Raw genomic sequence first — 19,603 nt, 5'->3', positions numbered from 1 at the left:
CCGGATGGGTCAGTCGAGGGGCGGCGGCAGGGTGTGCAGCTTCAGCCCGGGCATGTGCTCGACGACGATGGCGCGCGCGGGGATGGTGCCGTTCAGCTGGCACAGCACCCCGATCCCCCCGAGCCAGACGCGGTGGATGAGCAGGTACGACGGCGGCAGGTTGAGCTTCATGCCCACGAGGAACTCCGGCCGGCGCACGTCGTTGACGTGGGCGGCGACGCTGCGCAGCCAGGGCCGGCTGAAGGTGAACTCCTCGTGCATCAGCGGGTCGATGAACGGCTGGAGGTAGTCGAGCAGCGCGTGGGCGTCCAGCGACATGGTCGGCTTGATGAAGCCCTCGGACCGCAGGCCCGCCTCGAGGGCCGGGGCGTCACCGCACAGCGCGGCCGCCGCGAGCGTGCCCATCGCGGACGGCAGGCCGTGGGGGAGGCGGTTGACGGCGCCGTAGTCGATGACGCCGAGCCGGCCGTCCTCGAGCAGCCGGAAGTTGCCCGGGTGCGGGTCGGCGTGGAGCAGCCCCGCGCGGGCCGGGCCCACGAGCAGGAACTCCATGTAGCGCTGGGAGGCGGCGTTGCGCTGCTCGGGCGTGCCCTTGGCGACGATCGTCGACAGCGGGGTGCCGTCCATCCACTCGGAGACGATGACGTGCTCGCTGTGGACCAGGACCTCCGGCACCACGAAGTGCGGGTCGTCGCGGAACACCTTGGCGAACCTGCGCTGGTTGGAGGCCTCGAGGTTGTAGTCGAGCTCCTCGGACATGCGTGACTTCAGCTCGTCGGTGATCGGCTTGATGTCCATGCCGGGGATCCAGCCACCGGCCAGCCGGGCGACGCGGGCGAGCTGGTTGAGGTCGGACAGCAGCGCCTTGCCGGCTCCCGGGTACTGGATCTTCACGGCGACCTCGCGCCCGTCGCGCCACACCGCGCGGTGCACCTGGCCGATGGACGCGGCCGCTGCGGGGGTGTCGTCGAAGGACTGGAACTTCGCCGTGCGCCAGCGGGGGCCGAGCTCCTCGGCGAGGACGGTGTGGACCGTGGCCGCGGGCAGCGGGGGCGCGGCCTCCTGCAGCTTGGTGAGGGTGGCGCGGTAGGGCGCGGCCATCTCCTCGGGCAGGGCAGCCTCCATGACCGACATGGCCTGCCCGAACTTCATGGCGCCGCCCTTGAGCTCCCCGAGCACGGTGAAGAGCTGCTGGGCGGTGCGGGCCTGCAGCTCGGCGGCGACGAGCTCGGCCGGCTTGCCGCCGACGCGCTTGCCGAGGCCGACCGCGGTGCGCCCGGCGAACCCGAGGGGCAGGCTGGCCAGGCGGGCCGTGCGGCTGACGGCGCGACGCGGGAGCTCGTTCATCCAGCCATTCTCACCTGTCGCGGGGGAGTTGCGTCGGCGGGTGGGCCCGAGGTCACCCGTACGGCGCATGAACACCGGGGGTGCACCTCCCACTGGCGCTGCCTCACCCGCGGCCACGGCAGCCCGACCTCGAGCGACCTGCCGACCGGCAGCGGCTGTCCGTCCAGCACGCCGAGGACGACCATTGCCGCCATCGCAGAGGCCACGCCCACGAGCGACGCCTCGCCGCCGACGTCCTGTCCCGGCCCGACCGTGGGTCGGGTGAGCTGGCCGAGGAGGGCCGGCCAGGCGGGGTCGAGGTCGGCCCGGGCGAGGTCGAGGCACCGCAGGCACGGACCTCCGGTGACACCCAGCGGCCCGACGACGGCCTCCACCTCGTGCATCACGAGCGGCAGGACGGGTACGGCGTGCCGCAGCCAGGGCTGCGCCGACGCGGGGTCGACGGCGCCGGAGGCGACCAGCACGACGACGTCGGGCAGGCCGGCCGGCGCGTGCTCCCAGTCGTCCGCTGCCCTGGCTCCCTGCGACACGCGGGACACCCCGGCCCGGCGCAGGGCCACCGCCACGGCGCTCGGGACCTCGCCGCGCCCCGACACCAGCACGTGGGCGGCGTGGCGCCGCACGAGCGCGCCGTACCCGGCCTCGGGCGGCGAGGACGTGCGCAGCAGGGCGTCGGACTCGGGCGACAGCACGGCCCGCGTGGACGGCGGCAGGGCGGCCGGGCCGGTGGCGTCGACCACGAGGCCGCGGGCGAGGAGGTGGTCGAGCAGCACCCGGCCCGACGGCGTGGTGAGGGCCTCGGGCAGCTCGTGCGTGCCGTCGAGGGCCTCGACGGCCGCGACCTGCGCTGGCGTCAGGCCGACGACCACCGCCCCGCGCTCCACGTCGGTGCCGAACTGCACCTGGCCGGGCCCACGACGCAGCACGGGCCAGACGGTCTTGAGCAGGGGGCCTCGGGTCACCTGCGCCAACCTGCCACAGCCGGTGGGCGCCCTCGCCACTCATCCACAGGCGCCCCCAGGCGGGCCCGGACGGTCCAGGCCGCAGCGGGCGGGCCCGGGGGACGCAGCGAGGGGCGGACCCGACCGTGGTCGGATCCGCCCCTCGCAAAGGCGGCCTGCGTCAGGCCTTGCCGAGAATGCGGTTGAGGTTGGTCCCGCAGACGGGGCAGACGCCCTTGGCCATGCGGCGGCCGTTCGTCTCCACGACACGGCCCTCGGCCTCGCGCTTCTCCTTGCACTTCACGCAGTAGAACTCGCCCTTGTAGGTCTCTTCAGCCATCGCGATGTCTCCTTGTCGATCTCGGCGCACGCTGCGCCGTCGGACTTCGGCCACCGTAGACCATGCTGAGCACAAAATCGCGGAAGGGGGCGTGTCCTCCGTGCTCAGCGCCACCCCTAGGCTTCGTGCCGTGACGGGTCACGAGTGGTGGGACGGCGAGTACGAGGACCTGCAGGTCAGGGCCCACGAGGCGTCCGGTCGGCGGGTGGCGGTGGTGACCCTGGACCTGCCGGAGCGGCGCAACTCGATGAGCGGGCCGATGACGGCGTCGTGGGTCGAGGTGATGCGGCTGCTGCGCGCCGACGGCGACCTGGCGGCTGTGGTCGTCACCGGGGCGGCTCCCGCGTTCTGCGCCGGCGGCGACCTGACGTGGCTCGTGTCCGACCCGGACGCCTCGGTGCCTGACCTGCGCACGAGGATGCTCGCGTTCTACCGGTCGTGGCTGGCCGTCCGCGACCTCGAGGTGCCGACCATCGCCGCGGTCAACGGCGCGGCGATCGGGGCCGGGATGGCGCTCGCCCTCGCGTGCGACCTGCGCTACGTCGCCTCCGACGCCCGGCTGGGCGTGCCCTTCACCGCCCTCGGCCTGCACCCCGGTATGGCGACCACGTGGTCGCTGCCCGACGTGGCCGGGTCGGCCGTGGCCCGCGACCTGCTGCTCACGGGGCGCCTGGTCACCGGGTCCGAGGCCGTCCAGCTCGGGCTGGCCTCGCGCGCGCTGCCCGCGGACGCGGTGCTCGTCGAGTCGCTGGCCGCGGCGGAGCGCATCGCCGCAGCCGCGCCGGTCGCCACGCGTCTGACCCTGCAGGCGCTGCGCTCGGGGGGTCACGCCGACCACGAGACCGCCATGCAGTGGGAGGCGCTGGCGCAGGCCACGACCCTGGCCACCGAGGACGTGCAGGAGGGCATCGCCGCCGCCGCGGCGCGCCGTACGCCGCAGTTCCGCGGCCGGTAGCGCCCGGGCCCGTCGTGCCAGTCGCCGGCCGGCCCGGGCTGGGGCGCGGGTGTCGCGCCGCAGATCACCGGCGTTGTCAGCGTCCTCGCCTATCGTGAGGAGCATGGGGACCACTGACATCGAGGTCAGGCGCAGTCGGCGTCGGCGCCGCACCGTGAGCGCCTACCGCGAGAACGGGCGCACCATCGTGCTGATCCCCGCCCGGTTCACCCGAGCCGAGGAGCAGCAGTGGGTGGCCACCATGGTGGCCAAGCTCGAGAAGGGCGACCAGCGGCGCCGGCCCAGCGACAGCCAGCTGGCCAAGCGGGCCACGGAGCTGTCGCAGCGGCACCTCGGGGGTCTGGCCAAGCCGACGAGCATCCGCTGGGTCACCAACCAGAACTCGCGCTGGGGCTCGTGCACCCCCGCCGACGGCACCATCCGCATCTCGGCCCGGGTCAAGGGCATGCCGTCCTACGTCCTGGACTACGTCGTGCTGCACGAGCTCGCCCACCTGCTCGCGCCCGGGCACGGACCCGAGTTCTGGTCGCTGCTCGAGAGCTACCCGCGCACCGAACGCGCCCGCGGCTACCTCGAGGGCGTCGCCGCCACAGCCGGGCTCGACCTCGAGGACGACGTGAGCGACCGCAGCGACGAGCTCGGCGAAGCGGCCCTGGACATCAGCGCCACCGACTGAGCGTCAGGCGAGCAGCCACTGCGCCGCCCGCACGAGCGGGCCGAGCTCGGCCTCGGTCTCCGGCGGCATGCCGTCCGCCGGCCACCAGGCGACGTCCAGCGACTCGTCGCTGACCGCGAAGGCCGCGTCGTCCGGCGCCACCCCGGCGAACCGGATGTCGAGGTGTTCTGCGCAGCGGCCGAACGCCGTGGCCAGCAGCTCGTGCCGGTGCAGCTCCACGATCCGTGGGTCGAGCACGATGTCGGGCAGCCCGCTCTCCTCGCGGGTCTCGCGGGTCGCGGCGGCGAGGACGGTGGTGTCCTCGGGCTCGAAGTGCCCCCCGAACTGCAGCCACATCCCGGCCTTGGCGTGCAGCGTCAGCAGAACCCGGTCGAGGGAAGGGCTGAGCACGATGGCGCCGGTGGTGAGGTGCTGCGGTGGTCCCTGCTTCCACAGGGCGCCCGGGTGCTCGAGGCAGTGCTCGACCAGCTCGCGACGCCACTGTTCCTGCTGGGGGTCCGGCGCCTGCCAGGCCTCCAGCCGGGCGAGGGCGTCCTCACGCAGCGACAGGTAGGCAGCCGGGACCTCCGTGGGGGGAGCGCTGGTCACCGCCCGTCCCCGGCGTCCTCGCCACCGTCAGGGCGCGCGTCGCCGTCGCGCAGGAGGGCGTCGAGGGCTGCGTCCATGTCCGTGTCACCGGCCCCGCCGAGGCGCTCGACGTAGCCCAGCGGGTCGTCGAGGTCGGCGGCGGTGGGGGCGACGTCCGGGTGGCCCCAGGCGGCGTCCCGGCCGTCCTGGCCGTGGCGGTCCTCGAGGGCGGCCCACAGGTTCGCGGCGTCGCGCAGTCGGCGCGGCCGCAGCTCGAGGCCCACGAGGCCGGCGAAGACCTTCTCGGCGGGCCCGCCGGTGGCGCGGCGGCGGCGTACGGCCTCACCGAGGCTCGCGGCCTGGGGGAGGTGGGCCCTGGTCGCGCGCTCCGACACGACGTCGACCCAGCCCTCTACGAGGGCGAGGTAGGTCTCGAGCCGGGCGAGGGCGGCCCGCTGGCTGGGGCTGGGCTCGGGACGGAACAGCTGGTCCTGCAGCGCGGACTGGAGCGCCGTCGGGTCGCTGGCGTCGACCGAGGTCAGCGCCGACTCGATGCGGTCGGTGTCGATGCTGATGTCGCGGGCGTAGTCGCGGACCGCAGCGAGCAGCTGCGGCCCGATCCAGGGCACCTCGGAGAACAGCCGCACACGAGCCGCCTCGCGCACCGCGAGGTAGAGGCGCACCTGGTCGAGGTCGACGCCCAGGCCGTCGGCGAACGCCTCGACGTTGGCCGGCAGCAGCACGACGGAGCGGTCGGCGACGAGGGGCAGACCCACCTCCATACCGCTGACCGTCTCCGTGGCGAGCGCGCCGAGCGCCTGGCCGACCTGCAACCCGAACATCGAGCCGCTCATCTTGGCCATCATCGGCTCGACCTGGCCGAGCAGGGCGGAGGGGTCGGTGCCCGCGGGCAGCAGGCCCTCGGGGATGAGGCCCTCCGGCAGGCCACCCTCACCGAGCTGCTGGAGCTGGGTGCGCATGGCGTCACCGACGGCGCGCCCGACACCCTCGGCCACCGGCTCCACGAGCGTGGTCCACGTCGCCATGGTGCCCTCGACCCACTCGGCGCGGCTCCACGTGTGAGTCGTGATGCCGGGCGCGTCGAACGCCGTGACCTCGTCGAGCCACAGCTCGGCGACCTGGGCCGCCTGGGCGACCTGGCGGCCCGCGGCCTCGCCGACGGTGGTGTCGCCCGCGGCGGAGACGGTCTTGCGCGCGGTGTCGGTGGCCAGGGCGACGTTGAAGGGGTCGGTGTCGGGGCTGGCGAACATCGCCTGCATCTGGCCGACCATCATCTGCAGCATCGCGGGGTCGACGCGGTCGATGCCCATGTCCTTGAGGGCCTTGGCCATCTCGGGGTCGAGGTGCCCGCCGGTGAGGCCCTTCAGCACCTCCTCGAGCTCGGGTGGCAGGCCGGAGCCGGACTCGTCACCGGACCCGTCACGGGGTGCGTCGGGGGACTGCGGGTGGTCGGGCACGACTGCTCCTGGGCTGTCCTGAGAGGATGGGCTTCCACCCAAGACAACCACGCGGAGGCCTGTGTGAGTTCCCCTGCCCGCGCCGGGCGGGGCGGCGTTCGCTCGCGGCGTAGCGCGATCGACGTGGCCGTCGTCGGCACCGCCGACCCGGTCAGCCGCGCCGTGCTGCGCGCCCTCGTGGTCGCGGCGGCCCGCGGGCACGCCGTACCCGGTGCGCCCGGGGCGCAGTCGCGGGTCGGCACCGTGGTCGCGGTCGACACCGAGCGCCCGTCCGTGGGCGGCGTGGACTTCCGCTACGCGGACCCGGCCGACCCCGCGCTCGTGACCGCGCTCGCCGGCGTCCACGCGGCGGTGTACGTCGCGGCGAGCACGAACCTCGAGCAGGACCTCGCCCTCGGCGCGCGGGTGCGCCGTGAGCGCAGCCTGCGACGTGCCCAGACCGTCGTCACCGCCGCGGCGGCCGCAGGGGTGCGGCACCTCGTGGTCGTCACCGGCGCACAGGTGTACGGCGCCCTGCCGGACAACCCGGTGCCGCTCGAGGACGACGCGCCACTGCGGGCGCCCTCGGACGAGGGCCAGGTCGGTGACCTCATGGACGTCGAGCAGCTCGTGGCGGTGGCCCGCGAGGTGCACCCGGGGATGCGCACCACCGTCGTGCGGCCGGCCGCCCTCGTGGGTGACGGCGTCGACACGGTCACCACCCGCCACTTCGAGGCGCCGCGCCTGCTGTCGGTGCGCGGCGCGGACGCGGCGTGGCAGTTCTGCCACGTCGACGACCTGGGCTCGGCCGTCGCGGCCGTCGTCGCCTGCGCCATCGAGGGAGCCGTTGCCGTCGGTGCGCCCGGGCACCTCACCCAGGCCGACCTCGAGCGGCTGACGGGGATGCGCAGCGTGGAGCTGAGCATGGGCGCGGCCATGGGAACCGCCGACCGCCTCCACCGCGTTGGGGTCTTGCCGGCACCCGCCAGTGACCTGGCGTTCGTCGCGTTCCCGTGGGCGGTGTCCTCCCACACGCTGCTGGGACACGGGTGGGTGCCGGTCCATGACAATGAGACGTGCCTCGGTGTCCTCCTGGACGCCATCCGGGGCTCACACGCGGTCGCGGCGCGACGCCTCGACCGCAAGGACGCCGCCCTCGGGGCGGCCAGTGCCGCGGTGGCCCTGGTGGGCACCGCGGCGATCATGCGGCGCCGCCGCAGGAAGGGTGCCAGCGCATGAGCGAACCGGTCACCACACCCACGGACCTGGACACCGATGTGCCCGAGGTCGTCCTCTGCGATGTCCGTGACGAGGCGCTGAGCGTCGACGAGGTCATGGGGCTGGTCCGCCACCCCCGCTGCGGGGGGATCGTGGTGTTCGTGGGCGTCGTCCGCGACCACGACCACGGCGAGGCGGTGGCGGCGCTGGACTACTCCGCGCACCCGTCCGTCGTGGCCGAGCTTCGCGCGGTCTGCGAGCAGGTCGCCTCCCGCCACCCCGTCGCCCGCCTCGGCGCGGTCCACCGGGTGGGCCACCTCGAGATCGGCGACACGGCCGTGGTGGCGGCGGTGTCGGCCCCGCACCGCGGCCAGGCGTTCGAGGCGTGCCGCGACCTCGTCGACACGCTGAAGTCGACCGTCCCGATCTGGAAGCACCAGCAGTTCTCCGACGGCTCCGACGAGTGGGTGGGGCTGCCGTGACGACCCCGTCCACCGGCCAGTCCGGTTCCTTCGGCACGCCCGGCCCGGGTTCGTACGGCGCACCCGGTGCACCTGGTGCGCCCGGCGCCCCGGGGAGTCCCGTGACCCAGGACCCGTACCGGCTCGGGCGCCGGTCGGCGACCGGTCTCGTGGTGATGTTCCTGCTCATCGCCCTCGCCGCGCTGTCGACCATCGTGGGCCTGCCCTACGTGATCATGAAGCCCGGCCCCATCACCAACACCCTCGGCAAGCTCTCCGGCAAGGACCTCATCACCGTCTCGGGGGCCCCGACCTACCCCACCCAGGGTGCCCTTGACTTCACGACGGTGCGGGTCGCCGGCGGCCCCGGCTTCCGCGTCACCGTGTGGGACGTCCTCAAGGCGGCGGTCGACCCGAACGAGGCGGTCGTCAAGGAGGAGCTCTACTTCCCCAAGGGCGTGACCGACAAGCAGGTCGAGGAGGAGAGCACGGCCGAGATGATCGACTCCCAGCAGGAGGCGATCGCGGTGGCGCTCAAGGCCACCGGGCAGAAGGTGCCGACCCAGGTCGTCATCGGCCAGGTCGCCCAGGACGCGCCGTCGGCCGCGCTGCTCAAGGCCGGTGACCGGGTGCTTGCCGTCGACGGCAAGAAGGTCGACGGGCCCGACGCCATCCGCAGCGCCATCAGCACGCACAAGCCGGGCGACACCGTCGCCCTGAGCCTGCTGCGCAACGGCAAGGACGTGCAGGTCGAGGCGAAGACCCGTGAGTCCGACGGCCGCACCACGGTGGGTGTGTTCCTCGGGACGAGGTTCGACTTCCCGTTCGACGTCAAGATCGACGCGGGCAACGTGGGCGGGCCCTCGGCGGGGACGATGTTCGCCCTCGGTGTCTACGACCGCATCACGCCCGGGGCGCTGACCGGCGGGCAGAAGATCGCCGGCACGGGCACCATCGACGCGACCGGCACGGTGGGCGCGATCGGGGGCATCCGCCAGAAGCTCGTCGGCGCCCGCGACGGCGGGGCCAAGTGGTTCCTGGCCCCGGCGTCCAACTGCGACGAGGTCGTCGGCCACGTGCCCGACGGGCTGCGGGTCGTGCGGATCGCGTCCTTCGACGAAGCGAGGAAGTCCGTCGAGGCCATCGCGGCAGGCAGGGCCACGGACCTGCCCACCTGCACGAACTAGCTCACCGGGCGCCAGGTCACCGGCCGCGTGCCCGCAACGGGCGCCGGCCGGTGACGGCGTCAGTCCTGCAGGGTCGCGCGCAGGGCGTGCACGAGGCCCGGCGCGATGTCCTCGCCGAGGGCGACCTGGTCGTCGCGGTCGTGGGCGCGCTGGCGCAGCAGGCAGCGGCTCTGGCCGTCGCGGGTGACGGCGACGAGCAGGCGCACGTCCTGGCGCAGCGGGTGCGCGGCCAGGGCGTCGACGGCCGACTCGGCGTGGACCGGCAGGTCGCGCTCGGCCTCCGGCGGGACGACGATGCGCTCGATCGCCAGGGCGGCCCCCACGACGGTGTCGGGCCAGGCGATCCCCCCGAGCAGCGACTCGAGGTTGGAGGTGCGGGGGAGGTCCTCCTGCTCGATGGCGCTCAGTGCACCCTCGGCGAGGTCGGCCCCCTTCAGCTGCGCCTTGAGGTGCGGCTCGCGGGCGACGAGGTCGGAGGTGGGCACGAGCGCGAACAGGCGCGGGTTCTGGTCCCACCCGGAGGAGGCGACGTGCCGCTCGGTGTCGAGGGCTGCGATGGACAGCGGGTCGGCGACGGGCTGGGAGGTCTGGCTCACGCGCCCATCGTGCCGTACCCCGCCGTGCGGGGGCCACGCGGCGGTACCCGGACGGCGAGCGGCATGTCCGGGTACGCAGCGGGAACCCCAGCGGTGGTCGGTAAGTTGGTCCCACTACCAGCAGGCCGCCACCGTGGGCGGTGGCGCGGCAGATCGGGCGTGCAGTGAGTTCTTCAGAGTGGTTCGGCCAGGGCGAACCGGGCGAGGGCGGTCGGCCTGCGGGTCCACCCCGTGGGGGAGCGGGCGGACGACGTCCCCCGACCCTGAGCTTCCGGCGGCGCCGCGGCCCGCTGCTGCCGACGATCCTCATCCTCGTCGTCCTCGGGTTCATCGTGTCCATCGCGTCGTCGCTGTGGACCGAGGTGCTGTGGTTCGACTCCGTCGGCTACGAGAGCGTGTTCACCACCCAGCTGACCACCAAGATCCTGCTGTTCGTCATCGGGTTCGTCATCACCGCGGCGCTGGTCGCCTCGAGCCTGCTCATCGCGTACCGGACGCGCCCGATCTACGCGCCCGTCACGACCCAGCAGCAGAACCTCGACCAGTACCGCGAGGCGATCGAGCCGCTGCGCAAGGTGGCGATGGTCGGCGTCCCCGCCGTCCTGGGGCTGCTCGCCGGCACGGGGGCTGCGGGCCAGTGGCAGACGTTCCTGCTGTGGCGCAACGGCGGTGAGTTCGGCACCACGGACCCGCAGTTCCACAGGGACCTCTCGTTCTTCGTCTTCGAGCTGCCGTGGATCCGCTTCATCCTCGGGTTCTTCACCATGGCGCTGGTGATGGCGCTGCTGGCGGCGGCCTTCACCCACTACGTCTACGGCGGTCTCCAGATCCAGGCCCGGGCCGAGCGAACCACGCGTGCTGCCCGCACCCACCTCGCCGTCCTCGTCGCCGTCCTGGTGCTGGTCCGCGGGGCGACGTACTGGTTCGACCGCTACTCGCTGGCGGTCAAGGACTCCTCGCTGCTGACCGGCATCCGCTACACCGACGCGCACGCCGTGCTGCCGGCCAAGGCGATCCTCGCCGTGTCGGCCGTCATGGTGGCCGGCATCTTCGTCGCCTCGATCTGGACCCGCTCGTGGCGCCTGCCCGTCGTCGGGGTCGCCCTCCTGGTGATCACCTCAGTGGTCGTCGGCAGCATCTACCCCGCCCTGGTGCAGCGCTTCGAGGTGAAGCCGTCGGAGAAGTCCAAGGAGCAGCCCTACATCGAGCGCAGCATCAAGGCGACCCGCGCCGCCTACGGCATCGAGTCGGTCAAGACCACGCCGTACGCCGCCACCACCGAGGCGAGCCAGGGCCAGCTGCGCGACGACGCCGAGACCATCCCCGGCATCCGCCTCGTCGACCCGATCGTGGTGTCGCCGACGTTCAAGCAGCTGCAGTCGGTGAAGTCCTACTACGCCTTCCCGGACGCGCTCGACGTCGACCGCTACACCGTCGACGGCAAGACCCGTGACACCGTCGTGGCCGTCCGCGAGCTCGACCTGCAGGGTGTCCCCACCAACCAGCGCAACTGGCTCAACGACCACACCGTCTACACCCACGGCTTCGGCGTCGTCGCCGCGTACGGCAACCAGCGCACCCCCGACGGTGAGCCGGTCTTCTACGAGCGCAACATCCCCCAGACCGGGCCGCTCGGCACCTTCGAGCCCCGCGTCTACTTCGGGGAGAAGTCGCCCCAGTACTCCGTGGTCGGGGCCTCCTCGTCGGCGTCGCCGCGCGAGTTCGACTACCCCGACAACAGCGCAGCCGGTCAGAAGAACACGACCTACACCGGCAAGGGCGGCGTCTCCATCGGCTCGTTCGCCCGCAAGGCGGCCTACGCCCTGAAGTACCGCGAGCTCAACTTCCTGCTCTCCGACGCGGTCAACAAGGACAGCAGGATCCTCGACCACCGCACGCCGCTCGAGCGCGTCAAGCGCGTCGCGCCGTGGCTGACCGCAGACGGCAACCCCTACCCTGCGGTCGTCGACGGCCGGGTGCAGTGGATCATCGACGGCTACACGACCTCGGCCGACTACCCCTACTCGCGGCTCACCGAGATCGACAACGCCACCTCCGACTCGACTACCGCGCGCTCGAGCGCGGTGACGACGATCGGCGCCGGCCAGGTCAACTACATCCGCAACTCGGTGAAGGCGACGGTCGACGCCTACGACGGCTCGATCAAGCTGTACGCGTGGGACAACCAGGACCCGCTGCTCAAGGCCTGGAGCAAGGCGTTCGGCAACACCGTGCGCCCGCTGTCGGAGATCAGCAGCGACCTGATGTCGCACCTGCGCTACCCCGAGGACCTGTTCAAGGTGCAGCGCCAGATGCTCACGCGCTACCACGTCACCGACGCAGCCTCCTTCTACGGCGGCCAGGACTTCTGGGAGGTACCAGAGGACCCGGCCCAGGAGGAGCGCAACGTCGACCAGCCGCCCTACTACCTGACGCTGAAGATGCCCGACCAGGCCAGCGCCAAGTTCTCGCTGACGACGACGTTCAAGCCGGTCGGTGACCGTCAGGTGCTCTCGGGCTTCCTGTCCGTCGACGCCGACGCCGGCTCGCAGGCGGGCAGGCCGAGTGCCGACTACGGCAACCTGCGGCTGCTCGAGCTGCCCAAGGACAGCCAGGTCAAGGGTCCGGGCCAGGTCCAGAACGACATCGGCTCGTCCAACCAGACGTCGCCGGCGTTCAGCCTGACGCTGTCGCAGTTCCTCAACAACGCGCGGCAGCAGGGGTCGCGGGTGACGCTGGGCAACCTGCTCACGCTGCCCGTCGGTGGGGGACTGCTCTACGTGCAGCCCATCTACGTCAGCGCCAACACGACGACCGCCTTCCCGCTGTCCCGCGCGACCGTGGTCGCGTTCGGCAACAAGCTGGCGTGGTCGGACACCCTCGACGGTGCGCTCGACGGCCTGTTCGGCGGCAACTCCGGCGCCACCGCCGGAGACTCCGGGACCGGCGGCACGGGCACGGGTGGCACCGGTACGGGTGGCGGCACGCCGACCGCCCCCTCGGCCGGGGACCCCAAGGCCCTCGCCAAGGCGCTCGCCGACCTGCAGGCGGCGTACGCGGACGGCCAGGCCGCGCTGAAGAAGGGTGACTTCACCGCGTACGGCGAGGCGCAGAAGCGGCTCGACGACGCGATCCAGCGGGCGGTCGCCGCCTCGCCGAAGGGCGGCACGGCCACCGTCACGCCGACGCCGACCACCACCGGCACGGCGACCCCGTCGCCGTCGCCGTCGACCTCCCCGTCACCGTCGGCGACGTCGACCCCCTGAGCGTGGTCAGGTGGAGCCCTGCGCCCGATTTGGTTCGGGCGCAGGGCTTCACGTACAGTGGTGACTACCGACGCGGGGTGGAGCAGCTCGGTAGCTCGCCGGGCTCATAACCCGGAGGTCGCAGGTTCAAATCCTGCCCCCGCTACCAACGCGTCAGCGACAGAAGGCCCGGACCAGTGGTCCGGGCCTTCTGCTGTGCCGGTGGTCGACCCCGGACCGGCTAGCGGTCTTCGTGCAGCTGGCGCAGGACGGCCGCCAGGTCCGGGGTGTTGCGACGGTTGTAGGGCAGCTTCGACAGCAGCATGCCCATGGCGCAGCTGTTCGTCAGCGCAGCCCCGGCCAGGCCTGCCCCGATGCCGGCGGAGAGCCACTTGGCCCACGGCGCGACGGTGCTGGCCAGCACTCCGGCCAGGACGATGCTGCCGGCGACCAGGCGAACCTGTCGTTCGAGCTCCCACGTCTGCGCCCCACGCCTCAGGGGTCCTCCGGCGGCCTCCCAGGCGGTGATGCCGCCGGACAGGACGTGCAGGTTCCCCGGACCTGTTGCGGCCAGGACGGTCTCGGCCTGGGCGGCGCGGGCACCGGAGCGGCAGACGAGGACGACGTCGTCACCCAGGTGGGTGCGCAGCTCGTCCCTGTGCTCACGCAGCAGGTCCAGCGGGACGTTGTAGGACCCGGGGATGTGCGCGGTGGTGAACTCGGCGGGGCTGCGCACGTCGAGGAGGCGTGGCCCGTCCGCGGCGGTGAGCCAGTCCTGCACGGCGTGAGCGTCCAGCGCAGCGGGGCGACGCAGCCCGGTGCCGGCCTGAGCCGTGGTGGGGGTGTTCGTGGGGTGGGTCATCGTTTCCTTTCGAGGGCGCGCCGGGTCGGTCCCGGCGCAGGTCAGCAGGGCGCGTGCGCTGCGGGGTGGGAGCCTGCGAGCCGCGGACGATGGCGGGTCAGAACAGGGCGGGGATGCTGCGAACGGCCGTGTACAGCGCGACGGCAACGAGCAGGACGGCGAACGCCCGGGTCAGGTGCGTGGGCTTGACGCGGGCGGTGATGCGGCCGCCGAACAGGCTGCCGATGACGGCCGCAGCGGTGAAGCCCGCGATGAGGGGCCAGTCCAGGTGGATGGCCCCGGTGGTGATGCGGGCGGTCAGTGCGGTGGCGCTGTTGACGGCGATGACCAGCAGCGAGGTGCCGACGGCGACCGGCATCGGGAATGAGAGTGCCAGCACCAGAGCCGGCACCAGGACGAAGCCGCCACCGACACCGAAGAACCCGGTGAGCAGGCCCACCGCGGTGGCGGTGACGACGACCTTGGCCAGCCGTGGGCAGGCGCAGGTGATGGGGCGGAAGGTGAGGATGGGCTCGACCGTGGGGTCGTCGACGGCGCCGCTCGCGCCGGTGCTGCGTAGGGAGCGGCGGATCATCAGGGTCGCGACGACGAGCATCAACCCCGCGAACGCGGTCAGCAGGACCTCGGGGTCGACACGGCTGGCCAGCGCGGACCCGGCGAAGGACCCGGCGGTGCCGAGGGCGCCGAACATCAGGCCCTGCCCGAACCGGACGCGGCCTGCACGGGCGGGCGGCACCAGGGCGATGAGGGACGTGGCGCCGACGATGAGCAGCGAGCTGGTCGTGGCCGAGCGCGGGTCCTGGTCGAGCAGGTACACCAGGGCGGGGACGGTGAGGATGGACCCGCCTCCGCCGAGCGCGCCGAGCGCGAGGCCGATGAGCAGTCCGAGGGGCAGGACCAGAGGCGACACGGTGGGGTTCTCTCCTGGGTTTAGTGGGCCCGTCGGGGGGCCGGGCAGTGGGGCACCGGCCCCCCGACGGGGTTGACCAGGACGCGGAAGGGGGGCGTGCGTCCTGGTCGCTCGGGCGCCGCCTGACAGGGGGATGGCGGCGACGCCCGGTCCTGGGGGGAGGGAGCGGGTCAGCTCCTGCCGAAGAGCCGGCCGAGGAACGACCCGCCGGTCGTGGCCGCAGCCTCGTCGGCGCTGTGACCGGGACAGCGGTCAGCGCGGGGCACTCCGGCCATGACCTGGTCGACGTGTTGGCCGCAACCGGCCCAGGTGGTCTTGCCGCAGACCTTGCAGCTCACGGGACGGCACATGGTGGTTCTCCTTGCGGGTGAGGGGATGGGGCGTAGGAACTGGTGGGGGGGTCAGGCTGCCGCGGTGACGGGCAGGCCGGAGCCGGCGGCATTCTCGCCGTAGCTGTCGTCGACGGCGACCACGGGGACACCGCGGGCGGCGAGGACGGAGGCGGCGATGGAGGCGCGGTACCCGCCGGCACAGTGCACCCAGACCTCTCCGGCGGGGACCTCGCCGACGCGGCCGAGGAGCTCGTGCAGGGGGATGTTCACGGCGCCGTCGATGTGGCCCTCGTCGAACTCGGAGGTGCGACGAACGTCCAGGACGGTGACCTGCCGGTGGTGGCGGACCTGCGCGAGGTCGGCGAAGACGGCCCGCTCGAAGCTGCCCAAGGGGTTGTCGGTCCACTGGTCCGGGGTGCCGGTCGCGGCGCCGGCGAGGTGGTCGATGCCGATGCGGACGAGCTCGCGCTGGGCTTCGGCCACCTGCTCGGGTGACTCTCCGAGCAGGGTGAGCGGTGTGCCCCACGGGATCAGCCAGCCGAGGTAGGTGGCGAACTGCCCGTCGACGCCGAAGTTGAGGGTGCCGGTGACGTGCCCGGCGGCGAACGCGGTACGGGTGCGCAGGTCGACCACCCACTCCCCGGCCGCGATCCGGGTGGCGAGGGTGTCCTTGTCGGCAGCCTCGGGTGCGGTCAGGTCCGGCGCGCTGGGGCCCGAGCTGTTGGCCGGCCCCATGTGGGCGTAGTAGGCGGGGTAGGCGTCCAGCCCGGCAAGGGTGTCGGCCACCCACCGCTCCTGCTCCTGGGTCAGGGCCGGGTTCTGGCGCTTCTCGTCCCCGATGGTGGAGGCGGTGGCCTCGCCCGTGGACCCGGCCGAGCAGAAGGACCCGAACCCGTGGGTGGGCAGGACGTGCGTGTGCTCTGGCAGCTGGCCGGCGAGGCGGTGCGCGGAGGCGAACTGGTGGTGGACCAGGTCATGGGTGTGGTCGTGGCCGAGCAGGTCCGGCCGGCCGGTGGCGCCGAACAGCAGTGACCCGCCGGTGAACACGCCGACCGGCTCGAAACCCTCACGGTCCGTGGAGGAGGCCTCGAGGGCGTAGGACAGGTGGGTGAAGGTGTGGCCGGGGGTCGCGATGGCGCGGACCCGCATCGTGTCGGACACCTCGATGACGTCGTCGTCGCTGATGGGCGACCGCTCGTAGGACACCTCGTCCGCCGCGTTGACGTGGTACCGCGCGCCGGTGGCCTGCGCCAGGGCGAGGCCACCGGTCACGTAGTCGTTGTGGATGTGGGTCTCGAAGACGTCCGTGATGCGCACGCCGGCCTCGACGGCGAGGGACAGGACGCGGTCGATGTCGCGTTGGGGGTCGATGACGACGGCGACCTGCCCGTCGTGGGCGAGGTAGGAGCGGTCGCCGAGGGTGGGGGTGTCGATGGGGATGATGACCGGGGCACTCACGGTCGAGGCGCTGGTGTTCATGGATGGTCCTTTCCGGGACAGGGTGCGGGGGAGGTCGGGAGGTCAGGCGTGCGGGCGCTGCCCGGTGACCACCGGGCGGCCCGCGCTGACCCAGGCGGAGGTGCCGCCGGCGACCGAGAGGGCGTCGAAGCCCGAGTGGGCCAGGTAGTCGGTCATGGCGCCGGAGCGGTTGCCGCTGGCGCAGATGACGTACACGGTCCGGGTCCGGTCGAGCTCGCTGGTGCGCGAGGGCAGCTGTCCCATGGGCATCAGCACCGCGCCGGGCACGTGGCCGCCGACGTACTCGCCGGGCTCGCGGACGTCGATGACGGTGGCTCCGTCGGCGTGGGCGGCGGCGAACGCTTCGAGGCTGACCTCGGACATCTGACTGCTCTCCTTCACGTGGTCATTGATACCCAGCGGGGTATGCGATGGAGCCAACGGTAGTACCCCCGGGGGCATGGCCGTCAAATCGAGATGGCTGTTGTGACGTACCCCACGGGGTATCAGTCGACGCGGCGGGAATGGACGAGACTGGTGGGACGCTGCATACCCCAGCAGGTATATCCTCAGCTCAGCAGACCAAGGAGAACCCATGAGCGCCACCACCCTGACCGGTCAGAACTTCGAGTCCACCATCACCGCCGGCGGCATCGTCCTCGTCGACTTCTGGGCCTCGTGGTGCGGCCCGTGCCGCCAGTTCGCGCCCGTCTTCGAGGCCGCCTCGAACCGGCACGAGGACATCGTCTTCGGCAAGGTCGACACCGAGGCCGAGCAGGCCCTCGCGGCAGCCGCACAGATCACGTCCATCCCCACCCTGATGGCGTTCCGCGACGGCATCCTCGTCTTCTCCCAGCCGGGCGCCCTGCCGGCAGCCGGCCTCGAGCAGGTCATCGCCGGCGTCCGCGCCCTCGACATGGACGCCATCCGGGCCGAGCTCGCCCAGCAGAACCAGCCCGCCTGAACCAAGCACCCCGCACCCTCGACCCGCCCGAACGCCAGCGCCGACCAAGGAGACCCGCCATGGGCTACGCCCTGAGCACCACCGTGAACCAGCCGTTCGAGCCCGTCCTCTACGCCGCGCGGTCGGCGTTGGTCGAGGAGGGCTTCGGCGTCCTGACCGAGATCGACCTCGCGGCCACCCTCAAGGCCAAGCTCGACGTCGACATTCCTGCCCAGGTCATCCTCGGCGCCTGCCGACCCCCGCTGGCGTACGCAGCCGTGCAGGCCGAGCCGTCCATCGGGCTGCTCCTGCCGTGCAACGTCGTCGTCCGAGCCATCGACGACACCACCACCATGGTCGAGGCGATGGACCCCGAGGTCATGGTCACCATGACCGGCAACGAGAACCTCGCCCCCGTCGCTGCCGACGCCCGCGAACGACTCACTGCCGCCCTGGCCGCCCTCACCACCTGACCCCGTCCCACCCGCCCTTCCACACCCCGCTCAGGAGCGTCACGATGGTCACCCTCAACACCGACGACATGACCCCCGTCATCAACCGCCTGCGCCGCGCCCAGGGCCAGCTCGGCGGCGTCATCCGCCTCATCGAGGAGGGGCGGGACTGCCGCGACGTCGTCACCCAGCTCGCCGCCGTCAACCGCGCCCTGGACCGGGCCGGGTTCGCCATCGTGTCCTCCGGCATGCGCGAGTGCATGACCTCACCCGACGGCATCAGCTCCGAGGACCAGGCCACCATGGAGAAGCTCTTCCTCACCCTTGCCTGATCTGTCCGCACGCGCCGCCCGCAGCGGCGGCGGCACGAGTGCGCCCGCCCTCGGCCTTCGAGCGAACCTGCCGCAGTTCGTCCTCCTGGTGGCCGTCAACGCCCTCGTCGGCGGCATGCTCGGCCAGGAACGCACCGTCCTGCCGCTGCTCGCCGCGGGGGAGTTCGGACTCACCGCCCACACGGCAGCGTTGACGTTCATCGCCGCCTTCGGGCTGTCCAAGGCGGTCGCGAACTACGCGGCTGGGACCTGGTCCGACCGGTACGGACGCAAACCGGTCCTCGTCGCAGGGTGGCTGGTGGCCCTCCCGGTGCCCCTCCTGCTCATCTGGGCACCCTCCTGGACGTGGGTCATCGTCGCGAACGTCCTGTTGGGTGTGAGCCAAGGGCTGAGCTGGTCGACCACCGTCGTCATGAAGATCGACCTCGCGGGCCCAGCCCGGCGCGGCCTCGCCATGGGACTGAACGAGGCAGCCGGGTACGGAGCTGTCGCCGCCACGGCGCTGGCGACCGGCTACATGGCGGCGCACGCCGGCCTGCGACCCGAGCCGTTCTACCTCGGCATCGCCTTCGCTGCCCTCGGTCTGGGGGCCTCGGCCCTGTTCGTCCGTGAGACCCACGACCACGCCCACCACGAGGCCAGCACGGCGGCGTCCGGACACCTGCAACGGGCCTCCCTGTCCGACCGGGACATCTTCGCCCGGACCAGCTGGCGCGACCGCACGCTGTCCTCCGTCAGCCAGGCAGGTCTCGTGAACAACCTCAACGACGGCCTTGCCTGGGGGCTGTTCCCCGTCCTCTTCACCAGCGCCGGCCTGTCCGTGAGTCGCATCGGATGGCTCGCAGCCACCTACCCAGCCGTCTGGGGAATCGGGCAGGTCGCCACCGGTGCACTGTCCGACCGGTGGGGCCGCAAACCGTTCATCGTCACCGGCATGCTCACCCAGGCCGTCGCCCTCGCCCTCGTCGCCCTCAGCGGCACCTTCTGGACCTGGCTGGCAGCAGCCGTCCTCCTCGGCGCCGGCACCGCGATGGTGTACCCGACCTTGCTCGCCGCCATCGGCGACGTTGCCCACCCATCGTGGCGCGCCCGGTCCGTCGGCATCTACCGCCTGTGGCGCGACGGCGGCTTCGCAGCCGGCGCCCTTCTCGCCGGAGCCATCGCCGACCTGTGGGGTGTTCGGCCGGCCATCTGGGTCGTCGCCGCCCTCACGGCAGCGTCCGGTGTCGTCGTGCGCCTGCGGATGAGCTCCGGTGCCGCGTCGAACCCCACGCGTGCCGCATCGAGCCTCACGCGCTGAACCAGGCCCACGCCGTCGGCGAAG

Annotated in this window: 21 protein-coding genes and 1 tRNA gene; 11 read left to right on the top strand and 11 right to left on the bottom strand. The window is 72.6% G+C overall.

Features of this window, described 5'->3' with window-relative positions; genetic code table 11:
• Positions 1-9: 9 nt before the first annotated feature.
• The 3 genes from AB4Z02_RS02685 to AB4Z02_RS02675 all read right to left on the bottom strand — a co-directional run bounded on the left by AB4Z02_RS02685 (position 10) and on the right by AB4Z02_RS02675 (position 2,628).
• On the bottom strand, positions 10-1,347 hold the full coding sequence (locus AB4Z02_RS02685) for an ABC1 kinase family protein (protein ID WP_056883434.1): 1,338 nt from the start codon (positions 1,345-1,347) through the stop codon (positions 10-12).
• A complete protein-coding gene (locus tag AB4Z02_RS02680; RefSeq protein ID WP_441969105.1) occupies positions 1,344-2,309 on the bottom strand; it encodes a hypothetical protein in 966 nt (321 codons plus the stop codon). The genes AB4Z02_RS02685 and AB4Z02_RS02680 overlap by 4 nt, the downstream gene beginning before the upstream one ends.
• 160 nt (positions 2,310-2,469) lie before the next feature.
• Positions 2,470-2,628 carry a DUF5679 domain-containing protein gene (locus tag AB4Z02_RS02675; protein ID WP_091788997.1) on the bottom strand — a complete coding sequence of 53 codons (159 nt, stop codon included), beginning with the start codon at positions 2,626-2,628 and terminating at the stop codon, positions 2,470-2,472.
• Positions 2,629-2,758: 130 nt separating this feature from the next.
• On the opposite strand from AB4Z02_RS02675, the gene AB4Z02_RS02670 reads away from it, so the two are divergent.
• Together AB4Z02_RS02670 and AB4Z02_RS02665 are read left to right on the top strand one after the other, a co-directional pair.
• Positions 2,759-3,583 (top strand): enoyl-CoA hydratase/isomerase family protein, encoded by an 825-nt coding sequence (locus AB4Z02_RS02670; protein ID WP_441969102.1) that lies wholly within the window; start codon positions 2,759-2,761, stop codon positions 3,581-3,583.
• 103 nt (positions 3,584-3,686) lie between these two features.
• Positions 3,687-4,259: a M48 metallopeptidase family protein gene (locus AB4Z02_RS02665; protein WP_056883436.1), complete on the top strand. Its 573-nt coding sequence runs from the start codon at positions 3,687-3,689 to the stop codon at positions 4,257-4,259.
• A gap of 3 nt (positions 4,260-4,262) precedes the next feature.
• Here AB4Z02_RS02665 and AB4Z02_RS02660 read toward each other — a convergent pair whose 3' ends face one another.
• Together AB4Z02_RS02660 and AB4Z02_RS02655 are read right to left on the bottom strand one after the other, a co-directional pair.
• Positions 4,263-4,847, bottom strand: a complete 585-nt coding sequence (locus tag AB4Z02_RS02660; protein WP_441969100.1) for an NUDIX hydrolase — start codon at positions 4,845-4,847, stop codon at positions 4,263-4,265.
• The gene (locus AB4Z02_RS02655; protein ID WP_441969098.1) at positions 4,844-6,304 is read right to left on the bottom strand and encodes a zinc-dependent metalloprotease; all 1,461 of its coding nucleotides are present in this window, start codon (positions 6,302-6,304) and stop codon (positions 4,844-4,846) included. The genes AB4Z02_RS02660 and AB4Z02_RS02655 overlap by 4 nt, the downstream gene beginning before the upstream one ends.
• 63 nt (positions 6,305-6,367) lie before the next feature.
• Between AB4Z02_RS02655 and AB4Z02_RS02650 the strand changes: the two genes are divergently transcribed.
• The 3 genes from AB4Z02_RS02650 (at position 6,368) to AB4Z02_RS02640 (ending at position 9,149) form a co-directional block, all read left to right on the top strand.
• Entirely contained in the window at positions 6,368-7,522 is a 1,155-nt protein-coding gene (locus AB4Z02_RS02650; RefSeq protein ID WP_441969096.1) for an NAD-dependent epimerase/dehydratase family protein, read from the top strand.
• Positions 7,519-7,983 carry a molybdenum cofactor biosynthesis protein MoaE gene (locus tag AB4Z02_RS02645; protein WP_200949231.1) on the top strand — a complete coding sequence of 155 codons (465 nt, stop codon included), beginning with the start codon at positions 7,519-7,521 and terminating at the stop codon, positions 7,981-7,983. The genes AB4Z02_RS02650 and AB4Z02_RS02645 overlap by 4 nt, the downstream gene beginning before the upstream one ends.
• A 101-nt stretch (positions 7,984-8,084) precedes the next feature.
• Complete coding sequence (locus tag AB4Z02_RS02640) at positions 8,085-9,149, top strand: YlbL family protein (protein WP_441969094.1); 1,065 nt, start codon at positions 8,085-8,087, stop codon at positions 9,147-9,149.
• A gap of 59 nt (positions 9,150-9,208) precedes the next feature.
• Here AB4Z02_RS02640 and AB4Z02_RS02635 read toward each other — a convergent pair whose 3' ends face one another.
• Positions 9,209-9,745, bottom strand: coding sequence for a PPA1309 family protein (locus tag AB4Z02_RS02635; protein ID WP_441969092.1), 537 nt, complete (start codon positions 9,743-9,745; stop codon positions 9,209-9,211).
• Positions 9,746-9,909: 164 nt separating this feature from the next.
• On the opposite strand from AB4Z02_RS02635, the gene AB4Z02_RS02630 reads away from it, so the two are divergent.
• Together AB4Z02_RS02630 and AB4Z02_RS02625 are read left to right on the top strand one after the other, a co-directional pair.
• A complete protein-coding gene (locus AB4Z02_RS02630; protein WP_441969090.1) occupies positions 9,910-13,011 on the top strand; it encodes a UPF0182 family membrane protein in 3,102 nt (1,033 codons plus the stop codon).
• Positions 13,012-13,082: 71 nt separating this feature from the next.
• Positions 13,083-13,159, top strand: a tRNA-Met gene (locus AB4Z02_RS02625).
• Positions 13,160-13,231: 72 nt separating this feature from the next.
• Here the strand turns inward: AB4Z02_RS02625 and AB4Z02_RS02620 are convergent.
• The 5 genes from AB4Z02_RS02620 to AB4Z02_RS02600 all read right to left on the bottom strand — a co-directional run bounded on the left by AB4Z02_RS02620 (position 13,232) and on the right by AB4Z02_RS02600 (position 16,954).
• Entirely contained in the window at positions 13,232-13,852 is a 621-nt protein-coding gene (locus AB4Z02_RS02620; protein ID WP_082590363.1) for a rhodanese-like domain-containing protein, read from the bottom strand.
• A 97-nt stretch (positions 13,853-13,949) separates the two neighbouring features.
• Complete coding sequence (locus AB4Z02_RS02615; RefSeq protein WP_441969087.1) at positions 13,950-14,762, bottom strand: sulfite exporter TauE/SafE family protein; 813 nt, start codon at positions 14,760-14,762, stop codon at positions 13,950-13,952.
• A gap of 170 nt (positions 14,763-14,932) precedes the next feature.
• On the bottom strand, positions 14,933-15,112 hold the full coding sequence (locus AB4Z02_RS02610; RefSeq protein ID WP_056883442.1) for a hypothetical protein: 180 nt from the start codon (positions 15,110-15,112) through the stop codon (positions 14,933-14,935).
• Positions 15,113-15,163: 51 nt separating this feature from the next.
• Positions 15,164-16,573, bottom strand: coding sequence for a rhodanese-like domain-containing protein (locus AB4Z02_RS02605; RefSeq protein ID WP_441969085.1), 1,410 nt, complete (start codon positions 16,571-16,573; stop codon positions 15,164-15,166).
• A gap of 42 nt (positions 16,574-16,615) precedes the next feature.
• Positions 16,616-16,954, bottom strand: a complete 339-nt coding sequence (locus tag AB4Z02_RS02600; protein ID WP_369818891.1) for a rhodanese-like domain-containing protein — start codon at positions 16,952-16,954, stop codon at positions 16,616-16,618.
• A 193-nt stretch (positions 16,955-17,147) separates the two neighbouring features.
• On the opposite strand from AB4Z02_RS02600, the gene trxA reads away from it, so the two are divergent.
• Genes trxA through AB4Z02_RS02580 form a run of 4 tightly spaced genes read left to right on the top strand, consistent with a single transcriptional unit; the run spans position 17,148 to position 19,579 of the window.
• The gene (gene trxA, locus AB4Z02_RS02595; protein WP_441969083.1) at positions 17,148-17,516 is read left to right on the top strand and encodes a thioredoxin; all 369 of its coding nucleotides are present in this window, start codon (positions 17,148-17,150) and stop codon (positions 17,514-17,516) included.
• Positions 17,517-17,575: 59 nt separating this feature from the next.
• A complete protein-coding gene (locus AB4Z02_RS02590) occupies positions 17,576-17,968 on the top strand; it encodes a DUF302 domain-containing protein (protein WP_441969081.1) in 393 nt (130 codons plus the stop codon).
• 44 nt (positions 17,969-18,012) lie between these two features.
• Positions 18,013-18,279 (top strand): metal-sensitive transcriptional regulator, encoded by a 267-nt coding sequence (locus AB4Z02_RS02585; RefSeq protein WP_056883446.1) that lies wholly within the window; start codon positions 18,013-18,015, stop codon positions 18,277-18,279.
• A 1-nt stretch (position 18,280) separates the two neighbouring features.
• On the top strand, positions 18,281-19,579 hold the full coding sequence (locus tag AB4Z02_RS02580) for an MFS transporter (RefSeq protein WP_441969295.1): 1,299 nt from the start codon (positions 18,281-18,283) through the stop codon (positions 19,577-19,579).
• The last annotated feature ends 24 nt before the right edge of the window (positions 19,580-19,603 follow it).

The sequence above is a fragment of the Pedococcus sp. 2YAF34 genome, from assembly GCF_052114585.1.
Lineage (GTDB): Bacteria > Actinomycetota > Actinomycetes > Actinomycetales > Dermatophilaceae > Pedococcus.
This window is presented reverse-complemented; position numbering and strand designations above follow the sequence as displayed.